The following is a 15,490-nucleotide window of genomic DNA, read 5'->3' as shown; positions in this document are numbered from 1 at the left end:
GAATGGTTGTTCAGTTGAGCTGAACCTCGACCACTGAACCGAGCAGTGGCAGGTGGATGAGGATCCGGGCGGGGACGGTACCGGTGATGTCGGTGATCGCCTGCCGGTACACCGCCATCTGCCCGAGGTACTTCGCGGCCACATGACCGGTCGGGTCGGCGCCGGGGTAGGTCTTGTGGTCGACGATGATCTGACCGTCGGCCGTGGTGACGAGCTGGTCGATCCAGCCCTGGGCACGCTGGTGATCGTCATTCGTCCAGGTGAAGGGGACCTCGGAGTTCACGGCGGTGGCGGCGAGATCCTCATGGAGGAACCGCTGCCAGCGCTCACCGCACTCCACAACCTGGTCGGGACTGACCACTGCACCGACACCCCAGTTCGTCACCAGTCGGGTGGCGACCTGCTGCTTCATGGCGGCGTCGAAGGAATCCAGCGGAGCTGCGAGATAGGAGTGGATGCAGTCACCGACCTTGTTCCACTCCGGGCCGCCACCACTGACCAGCGCCGGGCCGAGGTCCGCGACCTCGCACACCACGGCACCCAGTGCCGTCTCCGGGGCAGCCTCGGCACCACTGGGGGCGAAGGTGGCGGCAATGACTTCGCGACCAGGGTCGACAGGTTCCCGGTCGACGTCGAGCTGTCCGGCCGGTGAGGTGAACCGCCCGGTGGCGTCCACCACGGTTTCACGCGGCAGTGCCGGCACCGGATCTGAATCCGCGAGCAGAACAGCAAGTTCATCGGCCTCCAGACCGGCCTCGGCCAGGGCCCGCCACTTCGCGGTCGAGGAGTAGGGGGCGAGCACGGTCCGGAACTTCGAGCGGGTCATCGCGACATAGAGCAGTCGCTGTTCCTCAAGCAGTTCGGTGGTGCGCCGGGCCTGCTGCGCGTCGGTGGCAGTCAGTGCCTCCTTCACCCCGGAATGGGCGAGCAGTGTGTCCGGCCAGAACCGGAGGTGGCGTCCTGCCAGGGGATCGTCCATGGTCAGCGGGGTGGATGACTGGACCCACACTCCGGCCGGGGTGAAGCGCTCGCGGGAATCCGGCATGGCGACGACGACCGTGTCCCACTCCAGACCCTTGGCCTGGTGGACGGTGTGGACCTCCACCGCACCCGGCTCCGCGGTCGGGGTGGAGACCGTCTCCTCGTCGAGAAGATGGGCCAGGACCCCGGCGACAGTGGCGGGCTCGCCGGCGGACTCCTGCTCGGCGGCGAAGTCCGCGACTGCCTGCAGGATCCCGGTGACCGAGCCGGTGCGCTCACCAGGGCCGGTGGACGCGGCGACGCGTCCCCTCAGGTCCAGGGCGTCCACCACGGCGGCGACGAGTTCGGCTACCGGCAGTTCGGACAGGGCGCTGCGCAGTGCGGTGACCGGGGCGAACACAGGGTCAGCCGCCCAGCTGGTCAGCTGCTCCCGGCATGCGTCCCGGTCCGGTAGCGAGGTGAGCACATCGAACCAGTCAACGTGGGCGGCATGGTCGGGCATCAGGCTGATCATCTCGACCAGCGCCTGGGTGTCCGTCCTGTCCAGCAGCAGGGCGAGTGCGGCGGTGACCAGGCGTCCTTCCCGGGTGGTGGACAGTGGCACACCACCACCGGCACAGGGGATGCCCGCAGCCCGCAGCGCGGTGCGGACTTCGGCGGCGTGGCTGTTGGTACGCACCAGGATCGCGCGGCTGCCCGAGTGGGCGTCGCGCTCGGCGAGGGCGCCGATGCCGTCGCTGATCCGCTCGAACCACACCTTCTTCGATGCCCGGCCTTCGGTGTGCGGCCAGGTGACGGTTTCCCCGGCGGCGCGGGCCCCGTCGGCGGCATAGGCTTCCGCCCGGATCTGCGGGACGCTGAGCTCCACATCGCCGGTGAACAGGTGGCGGAACAGGCGGTTCGACAGGTCCAACGGAGCCTGCCGGGTGCGGTAGGAATGGGCGAGCACCTCGGAGCGTCCGCCCAGCCCGGCGGGATCGGTGATCGCCTCGACCGCCGAATCCATCAGCGCCGGATCAGAGCCGCGGAAACCGTAGATCGACTGCTTCGGGTCACCGACCCAGATCACCTCATCGACCAGACCGGCGAGTTCGGTGAACAGGGCGAGCTGCAGCGGGCTGGTGTCCTGGAACTCGTCGACGACGAGGATCCGGAACCGCGCGGCGAGAGTCTCGCGCACCGCGTCCCGGGTCGCCTCAGATACTCCGTCACCGCGCAGCAGTCGCAGGGTGAGCTGCTCCTGGTCGGTGAAATCGATGAGACCGAGGGCGTCCTTGTAGTCGGCGTAGGCGCTCAGGCAGGACGCTGCGGTGGTGAAGACGAGCCGGATGAGTGTGTCCAGGTCATCGCGCAGAGCGGGGTCGGCGAGGATCTCCGCAGCGGAGGTCACCGCACCGTAGGCCTCCTTGATCGGCTTGGTCGGTGTGGGGACTCCGGGGACCTTGCCCTCGGCGGTCTTCAGCCAGTCCGACCAGGGGATGGAGTCACGCTCGCGGCGTACCCGGCGGGCGAACCGTTCCAGGGAATCGAGCCGGGTGAGGACGCCGTCGGCCGACCGCTTGGTGATGGTGCCGTCCTCGACCTCGGCGCGCAGTTGGCGGGGCAGGGTGCGGGCGGCGGTCGTCAGTGCGGCCCGGGTATCGGAGGGTGCGGTGCCGGCAGCCTGCTCATCCAGTACGGCGTGGAGCTCGACGATGCTGGCCTCGGCGAAACCGGGGAGGTCCTCGGCAGGGATGTTGTTCGACCGGGCGTGGTCGGTGACGCTGCGGATCGTCGCCGCCCAGTTGGTTGCCCTGCTGTAGAAGCCACGGTCCTCGACCGCGTCATAGCCGGTGCGGGCGAGCAGGGCGCGGTGGGCGTCCTCGGCCTCGGCGATGAGGTGGTCGGTGGCGCGCGTGAAGGCGGTCTGCTGCGACTGCTCGGTGAGCACGGCGAGGTCAGGGGACCGACCGGCGTCGAGGGCGAAGTCGGTGAGGATCCGCCCGGTCACCGAGTTCACCGTGCCGATCAACGCGGTAGGCAGGGCGGCTGCCTGGTCCAGCAGTCCACGGTCGACGAGGGTGCCACGGATGCGGTCGGTGAGTTCGGCGGCGGCGGCCCGGGTGAAGGTCGTGGCGATGATCTGGGAGGGACGTAGCACGGTGCCGTCCTCGGCCGGGTGACTGAGCCGGTCGGTGACCAGTTCGGTGAGCCGGTAGGTCTTGCCCGATCCGGCGGAGGCCCTGATGATGGTCCAGCGGGTCATGCGCGGTCTCCTTCCACGCCGGTGACCAGCGCAAGATCGGTGTACTTGGCGGACGCCGCGGGCAGGTACCCGGTCTCCCCAGCGGCGGCGAGGGCTGCCCTGGTCTCCTCGGTCGTCCCCTCGGGGGAGTTGCCGTCGGGGTCTGCGTCCTGGAGTACCAGCAGGTTGCCGAGGTCGGTGAGGTGACCGGCACGGAGGTCATCGAGAATGCGGTTGAGCCCGGTGACCGCCCGGTCCCACAGTTCATCGGCGGTCGGGGCGCCGCCGTCGGCGACTGAGACGTCGAGGGTGTCTTCGCCGAGCCCGAAGCGTGGGTCGGCGGTGTGGAGCAGGTCGTCGTGGAGGGAGAAATATGCCACCGGTACATCGGCCAGACGCTTTCCGGTGCCCGCGACGGAGGCGGCGTACACGGCGAGCTGCAGGGCGGTGCCGTTGGCGACGGCGTCCCGGTACTTCTTCTTGGCGAGGGTGTACTTCAGGTCGATGACGCCGTCGGAACCGTCGGCCATGATGACGTCCATGTCGCGGAAACCGCCGAGAACCAGCGGTTCACCGTCACGGCCGTGGCTGCCGGTCAGCGTGGTCTCGAATTCGGCTTCCACGGCACGGACGCGGATCCCGGCGTCCTCCAGTGCGGTGAACAGGCCGGTGATCGAGCGGACGGCGAGGGCGATGGTCGCGCCGCGGTCGCGGCTGCGGCCGGGCAGGGCGAGTTCTGAGGCGTAGGCGGGCAGCAGTGCCTCGAGCTCCCCGGTGACCTCTTGCTCGGTGACGTAGACGGTGACGGGGTCGCCGTTGTTTTCGTCGAGGCGGCGGTTGACGATGTTCTCGACGGTGGCGTGGAGCCAGGTGCCGACCATGCGGTTGCCGGTGGGCACGTCGACCAGTCCGCCGGCGCGGATGCCGAGGCGCCGGTCGAGCAACCATTCCAGGGGGTGGACCAGCAGTTTCTCCCACTGGGAGTAGCTGATTCGGGTGGGGATGAGGTGTTCACCACCGGTGACGGTGCGGCTGACGGGGTCGGGGATGCAGAACTCGAGGGTGTCGGGGACGTGTGCCCGGTCGGCGGGGAGGGTGGCATCCTCCCGGGTGCTTTTCTGCAGGTCGTCGAAGGTGGTGTCTGCCTCGCGGGGCAGATCGTTGATGAGGAAGGTGAGGGCGGCGTGCTCGGCGGCGCGTTCCCCGTCGATCCGGGCGGGTAGGACCGCGGTGACCTTTCTGCGTCGGCGCAGGGCGCGCAGTTCGGAGCGCAGGGTGAGGCGGGCGAGCGACTCGGGGTCGGGCAGGACGACGCCGGCGTTCTCCAGCCAGGCGGATTCGGCCGGACGCAGCAGTTCGCGGACGCTGCGGTGCTCGTCGACCGGCAGCCACCAGATGACCGGGGCGGTGCCGGTGCCGAGCTGCCCGGGTGAGGTGACGGTGTCGCGTGCAGCGGAAGCTTCTGCGTGGACGCGCAGCCCACCGGTGCCGGTGACTTCGGCGACAACCTGGTCCAGTTCGTGGGAGCTGATTGTCGAGCCGAGTCCGGCGACCAGGGTGCTGACGGTGGCGATCAGGGTGGTGACGCGCGCAGGTTCGTTGTCCTCCCGGCTGAAGCGCTGGAACTGCCGTCCGAGCCAGCCCAGATGGGCGGCGACCAGCGAGGTGTCGAGGCCGTTGTCGTCGGTGAGCGGGGTGAGACGGATGAGCTCGTCGAACTCACGGACACTCTGGGCGTCTTCGGGCCCGGCGCCGTCCAGGGTGGTGTTGACGGCCGTGGTCCAGGCGGGGCCGCCGACACCGGGTTCCTGACTGAGGGCGTCGATGAGAGTCCTGCGCAGTGCACCGGGCAGCAGCGGGAAGGTGGAATGCTCGTCGATCCCCGGGACGGTGACGTTGAGGAGATCAGCGAGGGCGGAGACATCGTGGGGCGCGGTGACGGCGCGGAGGAACACCGGGATGACCTGGGCCAGCGGGGAGACACCGCGGGGTCCCACTCCGACCGGGGTGCCGCCGAGTCGCAGGAGTTCGCGGTCGAGCAGCTGGGTGGAGCGTCCGGCAAGGACGGTGTGGTGTTTCTCGGCTGCTTCGAGGTCGGTGAGCAGGCGGGCTACAGCGGGAGCGGCGTCCCATTCGGTGTCTGCGGTGAGCACTGTGAGCTCGGTCAGCGGTGCGGGTTCGGGCAACTCGGCCACGGGGACGCCGAGTGCGATGAGGTTGCTCAGGATGCGTCGCCACAGGGGCGGCAGGTCGTTGACGGGGTGGTCGAGGGCGACGGCATCGATGCCGAGTGGCCAGTCGGTACCGTTGGTGACCAGGTCCGCGAGGGTTGTGCCGATGGTGCGTAGGGTGTCCGCGGGGCCGGGTGCCCAGCCGGCCGTGGTGGGCAGCAGCGCTTCGACGCGCACGAGGACGCCGAGACGCTCGGGGGTGTCTGTGCCTGCCGTGTCTGTGGGATTCCATCCGGCAGAGACGAGCTGGTCGCGCCAGGCGAGGAGCTCGCGGGCGACGGTCCAGGGGTCGTGGGAGAAGCCGGTGGCGGGCCAGGAACCGGGAGCGGCGGTGGCGACGACCTGGCTCAGGGCGCTGCGGTAGGCCGCGATGCGGGTGGAGCGGTCCAGGTCAGGACGGGTGAGTGCGAGGCGGGTGGCGAGGATGTCCGCGAGGCCGGTGGGACCGGTGACCACTGACCCGAGGGTGGCGGGTGTGGTGGCGGTGGTCCAGCGGGCAGTGTCGAAGCCCCATCCGAAGGTGATGTGCATGCGGCGTCCTTTCTGTTGTTCGCGAGGCTACATGCGGGGCCGGACAGCTCCGGCGCGCAAGGCGCGAAGTGTTCGATTACCCTTTGTCGTGGTGGTTGTACCAGCGCAGGATAAGGAAGATCACTGTCCCGACGATGGCCATGAGGGCCAGCGTGAGCCAGACACTCCCGGCACCGTCGGCACCACTTACCTGTACGACACCGGGCACGCCCAGTGCCACGGCGAGGACGCTAAGGAAGACATTCTGGAACCGGTCCTGTGATGCCTGCCGCCTGGTCTCGGCGTCGCGCTCCTGCTGGGTAGCTGCGGTGCGTTGCCGGCGGTCTTCCGCCTCCGCCTTCGCCTGTTGCTGGAGACGACGGTCAAGCTCGACCTGTCGTTGGTTGAACTGCACGGAATACACGGATTCCCGCAGTTCAAGCTCGTCCTTGACGTCGAGATAGCGGCGAGTGACGCCAAGTGATTCCCGGAGGGACAGCATGAATTCGGTGTCCAGGTCGCGGTCTGGGACCACCTCGAACCACAGGCGGTCACGGAAGCGGACGAAATCTGACTGGATGTGCCGGAAGGTGGTCAGGGCGCTAGTGAGTTCGTCGATGGCGTCGTCGAGGTCTTCCAGTTCCTCGGTGGAACTCGCGACCGTCGAGGACGCCAGAGTGATCGACCGGAGACGTTCCCCGATATTGGTCAGCATGGCGGACGCTCGGTGGATGAGTATCGCCAGATCCGTCAACCGGGTGCCGGCGAGCATCCAGGGACGGGAGTCGTAGGCGTCGGCGGTGCTGTTGCGGACCAACGCGGCGCCGTGGTGGGTCGGAACCAGGGTCCAATACTCGAATACGCTCCGGTCCGGGTTATCGGGCGAGGCTGAGGAGTAACGGGGTATACCCTCGGCGAACTTGTCGGCGCCGGACCCCAGGATCCATCCCCAGAGGTCTTCCGGACACCACTGCCAGACCTCATCCTCGAACGGACTCCCGAGCAGCTCGCTGTGAGCGTCCAGCGTCTTCCCAGGGACGGCGCAGACGACGCGGACCGGCCTGCTCCCGATACCGTTGCGCCACAGTCGGACGGGGCGTTCGTGTGGATGACGCTGCACGTCGATCTTGGATGGGACTGTGGTATATCCACCGCTCAGCGCGCCACTCTTGCTCGCCGAAGCGGTGAACCTGTCTTGATCCGGCCTGCCGTCATTCAGTGCGGTGACGGCGTCGGCGACGAAACTGTCCAGTAAGGATGCCTTCTGGTAGTCGTTGGCGGTGTCGCTACAGGGGCGGGCCTGGATGGTATGGCGAGCCCTATGAAGGGATTGTGAGATGTGCTCTAGTGATTCTGAGGTGCAGTTCTCGGCGAGCACATGGAGTACCAGGTAGTCGTGAGCCAGCTCACCGGCGATAGGATATGTCGTCCCATTTTCACGATTTTCGTCGCGGTGTGTCATCATGCCGCGATACTGCAGAAACTCCGCGCAGACGAGCCGGACGCTGGCATGCGAGGGGCTACTGGACTCAGAGCCGGTGGTTTCCTTGATGTTGAAGGCGGACTCTGGCGTGGTGGGCTGGCGGTCCGCAGGGATGTCCCCGTCCCTGGGGCTCACGGTGGTGTAGGTGTCTGCGGAGAATAAGTAGCGGTGGCAGCGCAAATCTTCGGAGGTGTCGTCCACGGCACAGCACGATGATGGGAATAATCCGGGGACATTCCGATCGACGGCATTCGAGCCGACAGACTCCGCGAGCGGGCCCTTGAAGCGCGCCGTGGCAGTCTCATGGAAAGCTCGGGGAGTGTGGTTGTAAACGTCTTCACGGTCTCGTTCCCATCGGGGGGCGCGATATATGCCGTTGACATCAACTGGGGTTTCGATGGTCTGGATGCCGCGGAAACGGCCAGGTAGCCATGACTCAGGAAGATCGACGAAGCGTTGGCCCATTGCAGTCGGCGGGAGCCCTGAGACAGGGAACGGGAGGATCAGTGTGAACAGTGCGGCTCGCCAGTCAGGGAGTTCGGAGGTGGCGTAATCCTCAGGGAGTCGGAGCCGCATACCTGGCTTGATGTAGCTCTTGTCGTGTGTTTCGGTGCTGTATCGCACGGTGTTCCCTTTTGGTCGGAGAGAAGAACTTCGATGCTTCCTGTCAGGATGCCACAAGCTGGCGAGGCCTGTGTGAAGTGTGGGAAGCTCTCCCCAATCGACTGTGGCCACGGGTGGTGATCGTCTATGGTCAGAACCATGACGCATCCCAGAGACCACCAGAAGAGGCTTCGTCGAGATAGTCATGAGGCGCCCGACCCTGATGTCAACCTCGGTGGAGAAGGTGACTTCTATGTCTATGCCCTCAGCCGGGTCCCGGTGACTGCCGGGCGCTTCAACCCGGACAACATCTTCTACGTCGGCAAGGGCAAGGGACTGCGCTGGCAGGCGCACTTCGCTGAGGCACGCGCTGCTATGGCGCAGCAGGATGGGGACCCGGATGTCGAGCTGTCCGCGAAACACCGGGAGATCGCCCGGATCATTTGTAACGCCGGTGACGACCTGGTGCTGGAAGACTACGCCTACATTGTCCGGGGAAATCTCACGGAGCCGGAAGCTTTCCTCATTGAGACGCTGATCATCAAGCTGCTCAATCGGCCGGGCGCGGAGCTGACCAACAGGGTGGCGGGCCAGCATGCCGAACGTGCCCTCATTCCGGCTACCGAGGTGCGTCGTTTCTACAGCGCAGAGGAGCTGGAGGTCGACCGGGTGCGTGCCGCGGAACTGCGGGGCTTTATGCCCGGTGGTGAGTGGGACACGAACGGCGTCTGCATTGTCGTGAAAGGCTCGACCGCAGACATGGAGGAGTACGAGGATGTCAGCGCTGAGGTCGAGCCGCGGTTCCCCGGGAAGGCAGTGGGGGCCGGTGACCTGGTGGGGACGCGGCGTGGGTGGTCGGCCGACTGGCCTTGGGAGGACGCCGACGCCCGCGAACGTGCGCGTCACTACTGGCCCCTGTCGGTGGCTACGGTGACGGCGTTGCAAGCGATCGCGGCGGATGGCCGCCTGCAGTTGGCGATGCTCATCAAGGACTCCCGGGCGGGGCAGTCAGCTGTCCGGTACGTATGGGAGGTCGATCCCGAGGGGGTCTGGCTCGACTACGGTCAGCGCGTCGGTGTACCGCTGGGAGCGGAGGTCGTGGATGATGCGTGGCTGGGGGCGTCGCTGGTCCGGCAGGATGACGGGAAGCAGATTCTCGAGGGCATGTCGAACGGGATCACCTTTGCCGCGTACTGAGGTTCGCCGGGCGCAGAGCTGACAGTGGCTGTGAGCACCGTGGAGCCGACCTCGACGTCTCGCTGTATGAGATGTGTCCACCCCCGAAGTGGGTTATTTTGGGACGTGAAGGGGTTGGGGGCTTATCGTTGACGGCGAACTCGACCACACCAACGCTCGTGGGAGAGCCTCGACCCCGACCCGCACCCTGGTCGGGGTCGTTTCATGTCTGCAGGGGGTTGTGGGGCGGGGAAGGGCAGGTTATTGTTTTGGGACCTGAGCTAACCGGCCGGGTGATGTGCCGTCGAGGGGCGGGCATCTGGGGAGGAAGATCAAGGGGAAAGACGTATGACGCGTACCTGGAGTGTGTCGGGACGGCGGATGATGTGGGATCAGGTGTCGGGACGCCGGGGAAGACCCAGAGGGAGATGGAAGCCGCTTCTGGCTGCGCCGCTGGTCGGAATACTGTTCGCATCGAGCGGGTGCTCTTCGAGTGGGAGCGGCGATGCTGATGTCGAAGACGCTGCTGCCGCGTCCTCTGTGGATGCGGACGTTGCTGTTGAGGTACCGGTGACCACGGAGGACGGGCGGATGCTGCAGCCTGCCGGGCATGTGGGCATCTGGTTCGAGACTGAGCCGAGGGATCCGCTGGACCGCCTGGTCTGGAAGTCTCAGCAGTTCGTGGGGCAGCCGCTGGAGCTGGAGCCGTTGGGTGATGCTGCGCGGACGCCGGACAGTGTTGATCTTCCGAACGTCTGCGCGCCGGAAGTTTTCGAGCGACTGGAAACGCTCGAAATCATGGCGGGAACGCCGCCCGACGTAGGCCCGGGATATGTGCTCTGTGCGGCAAGAGGGGCGTCCAGGGAGCCCTTGATTCGGCACGTTGAGATCTTCTGGGGTTCAGATACATCTCCGGACCACTTTCTTGGAGAGGATGGAGTTTCCTCTTTGGATGAGTCCGGGGTTGAAGTTGTTAATGAAGGCGGGTTCTCTGAAATCTCTGGATGTATACCTTTTGGAAGACCTAAGAATCGAGACGGCGTGATGTTTTCTTGGTCGGGAGACGCCGATCGGACCGGTGGATGTGATCAGGCTATTCTCGGATATCAAATAATCAATAACTCAATTGGGGGCTATCTTGTTTCGAGTTGAAGTCGAAGGCGTGTATCAGGCTCTTGAAGAAGTTCAAGTTGCCAGCGAGGTCTTATTCAAGGGACGGTACGAAGGATTTGTGGTCGGGTCGTTTACGACATCGCCAGCACTTGGAGCTGTCGCCGCTCAGTACACCTCGTACATCGGGGACCATCCGGGATCCCTGGCAATCGCGACGCAGTCGATGCTGGAGAGTGTCAATTTTCTCCAGGAATCGATGATGAGACTCGTCGAGGCCGTCGAGGCGCAGGAAGCGGGTGCCGCTGAGGCGTTCTTCAATGACCCCATCGCAGGCACCAAGGCCCGCCAGCTGGAACAGGGAACGCTCATTCTGCCGACCCGCAAGGACGTGCCGATCCTGGACCTCGCCTACACACCACCGATCGCAGCCATTGAATCCGGTACCGAGATCAAGGCGCTGTTGGCGATGTTCACCGGTGACGACAGTTCAATACTCATGGCATCGGACACCTGGATTCGGGGAGGGAAGAAGCTGGCCACAGCGGCAAAGACCCTCCAGAGCGCGTCGGCGACCCTTGCCGCGAACACTGAGGGCGAAGCCTTCATCACCATGCAGTCGGCAATCAGTGACGTTGTCAGCCAGGGGACGATCATCGCAGCCAATGCCACCGCGATGGGAACCTCGATGCTGGAACTCCCGCAGATCCGCGCGACAGCCCACGCGACACTGACCGCCATGGTCGCGGAGGCCGAGACCAGGAAAACTGCGGCGACCATTGCAGCTGCAGCCACCCCGGGTGGTGCCGCTGCCGCAGCGCTGACGATGGCCACGGTTGACGCCGAGACCCAGGCCGAGGTCGCAGCGTTCGTGTCCTCCTACCTGCAACCGGCGCTGGACATCGCCCGCCCGACCGTCAGCAACCTCGGTGTGGAAGTGATCGGCCACACCGGAGGCGGGGCACTCACCACCGGGACGGTCGCCACCCAGGCGATGGGTGAAGTGGCTACCCAGGTCTCCGGTGGAGCACAGGCAGCCGGCCAGACCATGGCGACACAACAGGTCACCCAGATCGCCCAGCAGACAGGCCAGGTCGCGAACACGCTCAGCGCGGCGGCACCGGCTGCTCCGATGGGGCGGTCAACAACGGCGCCGGCAGGTGGTGCAGCACCGGGTGGCGGCGCCCCCATGGAAACGGCGATGCAGCGAACTGCTGCGACCGCGCCGGCCGGTGGAGTCCAGACCACCGGCGGTGGCACCCCCGCAGCATCTCCGGCAACCGGCATGAACAGGTCCACCGGGTCCCCGGCGATGGCCGGTACCGGAACCCGGACCGGTACCGGGACGGTGGCTCAGCCGCTGCTGCCACGGTCGCTGTCGATGGGTGGCACCGGCGGCACGGGCAGCACCGGCGGCACTACTGGCCCCGGGGGACCGGGTGGAACCGGGGCCACCGGCGGGCCCGGCACTGCAGGCAGGACCGGCGCCCCGGGGACCGGCGTCCCCGGTGCCGCCACCGGAGGTGCACCAGCTGGTGGAGCGACCCGCGGCGGAGCCGTCGGGATGAACGGCATGGGCGTGGGCCCCGGCATGGCGGGAACGGGAGCCGGGGCGGGATCCGGCGGCCGGCAGCACGCCGCATCCTCCACACCCTTCACCACCGGAGACGGGAAGAAGAAATCCAGGCGCGACCTGATCAAGGACTACTTCCGTCGGCAGTTCATGGGGGAGGAGCCGCAGACCGTCCGAACCGTCATCCGGTAGACCGCTGTGATCCGGTAGACGGTCAGAAGGCGCCGTCGATGTCGCTGACCACGACGACCTTCTGGTTCACGAACTCCTTGATACCCAGGTCGATGAGCTCATGACCGTAGCCGGAGTGCTTCACACCGCCGAAGGGCACGTCCGCCTTCACACCGGTCGGCTGGTTGATGAACACCATGCCGGTGTCGATACGGCGGGCGACCTTGCGGGCACGCTCGATATCCGTGGAGAACACCGAACCACCGAGGCCGAACGGAGTGTCATTCGCGATGCGCACGGCGTCCTCCTCATCCTTGGCCCGGTAGAGCTGCGTCACCGGACCGAAGAACTCGGTCTGCGAGGTCTCGGACCCCTCCGGGATATCGGTCACCAGCAGCGGACGGACGAACGCACCGAGCTCCGGCACCTCAGCGCCGATCACCTCAACGGTGGCACCCTCGCTCCTCGCCTTCTCGACCTGCTTCACGAGATCATCCGCGGCCTGCTGGGAGGACAGCGGTGCCAGCGTGGTCGCCGGATCCATCGGATCACCGGCGACCAGTTCAGCAACATGGCGACGGTATTCGGCGAGGAAGCGGTCGTACACCGCGTCGACGACGATCAGCCGCTTGGAGGATACACACACCTGGCCCGCGTTCCAGTGCCGGCCGAATGCCGCCCACTTGGCGGCCTTCTCGACCTCGGCATCCTCCAGGACGACGAATGCATCCGCGCCGCCCAGCTCAAGAGTCGACTTCTTCAGGTTCTTCGCCGCAGCCGCCGCAATCGCGGCACCGGCGCCCTCGGAACCGGTGAGGGCCACACCGCGGACACGCGGATCGGCGAGGATCCGGTCGGTGGCGTCGTGTCCGGCGAAGACGTTGTTCAACAGGCCCTCCGGCGCGCCGGCCCGGCGGTACAGCTCCACCATGCGCAGCGCGGACTGCGGCACATTCGACGCGTGCTTGAGCACGATGGTGTTACCGGCGAGGAACTGCGGTGCGCTGATGCGGATGACCTGGTAGTACGGGAAGTTCCAGGGCTCCACGGCGTAGAGGACGCCCAGCGGGTCATTGACCAGCGCGACATCCTGGTCACCGAAGCCCTCGGCCCGCAGGTAGCGCGGAGCGAGTGCCTCGGCACCGTGGACGGCGTAGTAGTCCAGGATGGACGCCGACAGTTCGACCTCGGCCTCCGCCTCGCCGATGAGCTTTCCCATCTCCAGGGTGAGGGTCTCGGCGTAGTCGCGCCTGTTCTCCCGCAGGATCTCCGCGGCCTTGGCGAGGACCGCGGCACGCTGCTCGACCGGAGTCTGCGACCAGGTACGGAAGGTGGCGTCCGCGGCACTGACAGCCTGGTCGATCTCTTCGGCGGTGGCGGTGGGGAAGGTCCTGACCACCTCTCCGGTGTAGGGGTTCGTGGTGGCGTAAGCCATGGTGGTGGTCCTTTCGTACGGGAGGTGATTCTCTGTCCACCTCCCGAGGTTAGGAGCACCTCAGGCGGTTTCGGCAGGGTGATGTTGCACACAGGCGTGCCGACCATGACTGAGCTCGGCTGATCCTTGCTGACCACCACCCACCCCGGCCACCCCTGCGTACTACTCCACCGTGAATGTCACCGTCTCGGTGTACCCGGCACCGTAACGGTCCGTCGCCGTGACCTCGGCAGTGTGCTCACCGGGTGTCAGGTCGGCCGGGACCGCGGTCCGCCACAGGTGCGGGCTGGACTGCGCCACATTGCCCGTGGTCGACAGGTTCTCGGTCGCGGAGATCGGATCGGTGAACTCCCAGCCCTTGTTCTCGCCCTCGCCGGTGGCAGGCTGGGTGATCTCCGCGTCCACGGCGTCCCCACCGTCGAAGGAGACGGACACCGTCGCCTCTGTGGAACCACCGAAGAAGCTGGAGGTCAGGAAGGACTTCCCGTCCTTCAGATCATCGGCGGACACCGTCAGCGGATCAATCGACGACGGCCCGTCGCCCGCCTTGTCGTCGTCCTGCCACGCCTGAGCCTTCTCGGCCCACTCGCGCCACGTCGGCGAGTTGATGCCGATGAGCTGCTGGTGGTCCTGGTCGGCACCTCGCACCGTGTAGTAGCCGCCGTAGGTCCCCGGCTCATCGCCGGAGAAGGTCAGCGTGTACACGCCAGGCTCCGCGGCCTCGGAGGTGTAGGCGTAGGGGACACCGTTCTCGTTGAGTCCGCCGGAGTACCAGTCGCCGGAGACCGCACCGGCGACGATCTGGTCGTTCGGGAGCTCGGACAGCCCGGCGTCCTTCCACTCCTCGCGCTGCTCGCCGGCGAGCAGGTGCTCGAGGGTGTGGGTGTGGCCGCCGACGGTCACCAGATTCGGGTGCGAGGAGACCGCGTCGTAGAAGTCGAGGGCGTCATCGGTGATCATCTCCTTGTAGTTCACGATCGGCGCGTGGGAGTAGACCACCACCTGCGCGTCCTCGTCGACCTGGGCGAGGTCGTTCTTCAGCCAGGTCAGCTGCTCCTCGCCGACCTTCTCCAGATAGCTGTTCTTTGAGCCGTCCGGGTTCGCGCCCTTGTACTCGATGTTGTCGAGGGCGATGAAGTGGGTGTCGCCGACGTTGTAGGAGTAGTGCGTCGCACCGAAGTCCTGCCGGTAGGTGTCCGTGGCGTGTGAGTCGTCCGCGGCGTCATAGTCCATGTCGTGGTTGCCGGGCAACGCGCGCACCGGGCCGTTCATGTCCGCGTACAGCGAGCGGAGATCCGGGTTCAGCGACAGGTCATCGCCGACATTGTCGCCCAGCAGCATGACGCCGCAGCCGGCGTAGTCGTCACGCTCGGCGAGGTCGGCGGGACCACCCTTGGCGGCGTACCCGACCTCCTCCTTGTCGTAGGTCTGGGTGTCCGCGGCCACCGGGCAGGACTGGTCTTCGGCCGCCGTGGCCTCGGACTTCGCCATGGGGAAGTTCACTGCGGCCGGCACATCGCCGGTCGGCTCCAGGCCACCGAACTTCAGGTCGGTGGAGCCCTCGGGCAGGTGGTTGTAGCTGAACTGGGCGAAGTTGTCGGCGTCCACCGGCACCTGCCAGCCGGCCGGCTGGGTGACCGACAGGGTGAGGTTGTCACCGGCGGGCAGCTCGTAGCGTCCGTCATCGTCGGTGGTGACGACGTCGATCCCGTTGCTCACGGGGACGCCGGCGATCGGCTCTTCGCCGTCGTCGAGGGTGGAGTTGCGGTTGGCGTCGTCGAAGACCTGGCCGGTGAAGGTGGACTGGTCCTCGGCAGGGACGTCGGAGACCTCGACGCGGCCTTCGTAGAGGCCGTCGTTGGTGGAGGGGGTGGCGTCGGAGGAGCCGGGAAGGGAACCGGGGAGAGATCCGGTGACTGACCCGGCCGAGCCTGCTGAGCCGGCGGGCGAGGAGCCGGGCAGGTCGTCGGCGACGGCGGTGGCTGTGGTGGAG

General features: G+C 66.6%; 8 protein-coding genes. 3 read left to right on the top strand and 5 right to left on the bottom strand.

Annotated elements, in window-relative coordinates; genetic code table 11:
• Positions 1–10: 10 nt before the first annotated feature.
• The 3 genes from Q0A27_RS02680 to Q0A27_RS02670 all read right to left on the bottom strand — a co-directional run bounded on the left by Q0A27_RS02680 (position 11) and on the right by Q0A27_RS02670 (position 7,630).
• Positions 11–3,226, bottom strand: coding sequence for an exodeoxyribonuclease V subunit beta (locus tag Q0A27_RS02680; protein WP_291473534.1), 3,216 nt, complete (start codon positions 3,224–3,226; stop codon positions 11–13).
• On the bottom strand, positions 3,223–5,967 hold the full coding sequence (locus tag Q0A27_RS02675; protein ID WP_291473533.1) for a PD-(D/E)XK nuclease family protein: 2,745 nt from the start codon (positions 5,965–5,967) through the stop codon (positions 3,223–3,225). The genes Q0A27_RS02680 and Q0A27_RS02675 overlap by 4 nt, the downstream gene beginning before the upstream one ends.
• A 76-nt stretch (positions 5,968–6,043) precedes the next feature.
• Positions 6,044–7,630, bottom strand: a complete 1,587-nt coding sequence (locus tag Q0A27_RS02670) for a hypothetical protein (protein ID WP_291473532.1) — start codon at positions 7,628–7,630, stop codon at positions 6,044–6,046.
• A gap of 561 nt (positions 7,631–8,191) precedes the next feature.
• On the opposite strand from Q0A27_RS02670, the gene Q0A27_RS02665 reads away from it, so the two are divergent.
• The 3 genes from Q0A27_RS02665 to Q0A27_RS02655 all read left to right on the top strand — a co-directional run bounded on the left by Q0A27_RS02665 (position 8,192) and on the right by Q0A27_RS02655 (position 12,083).
• Entirely contained in the window at positions 8,192–9,229 is a 1,038-nt protein-coding gene (locus tag Q0A27_RS02665) for a GIY-YIG nuclease family protein (RefSeq protein ID WP_291473531.1), read from the top strand.
• 360 nt (positions 9,230–9,589) lie between these two features.
• Positions 9,590–10,360, top strand: coding sequence for a hypothetical protein (locus tag Q0A27_RS02660; protein WP_291473530.1), 771 nt, complete (start codon positions 9,590–9,592; stop codon positions 10,358–10,360).
• A 220-nt stretch (positions 10,361–10,580) separates the two neighbouring features.
• Complete coding sequence (locus Q0A27_RS02655; RefSeq protein WP_291473529.1) at positions 10,581–12,083, top strand: hypothetical protein; 1,503 nt, start codon at positions 10,581–10,583, stop codon at positions 12,081–12,083.
• A 22-nt stretch (positions 12,084–12,105) separates the two neighbouring features.
• Here the strand turns inward: Q0A27_RS02655 and Q0A27_RS02650 are convergent, their stop codons facing one another.
• Together Q0A27_RS02650 and Q0A27_RS02645 are read right to left on the bottom strand one after the other, a co-directional pair.
• Positions 12,106–13,497, bottom strand: a complete 1,392-nt coding sequence (locus Q0A27_RS02650; protein ID WP_291473528.1) for an NAD-dependent succinate-semialdehyde dehydrogenase — start codon at positions 13,495–13,497, stop codon at positions 12,106–12,108.
• 162 nt (positions 13,498–13,659) lie between these two features.
• A partial coding sequence (locus tag Q0A27_RS02645; protein WP_291473527.1) for a calcineurin-like phosphoesterase family protein occupies positions 13,660–15,490 on the bottom strand: 1,831 nt, incomplete at its 5' end.

The sequence above is a fragment of the Corynebacterium sp. genome (assembly GCF_022712275.1).
In the GTDB taxonomy this organism is placed as follows: domain Bacteria; phylum Actinomycetota; class Actinomycetes; order Mycobacteriales; family Mycobacteriaceae; genus Corynebacterium.
The sequence above is the reverse complement of the archived record's forward strand: the minus strand, read 5'-3'. Positions and strand labels throughout refer to the sequence as shown.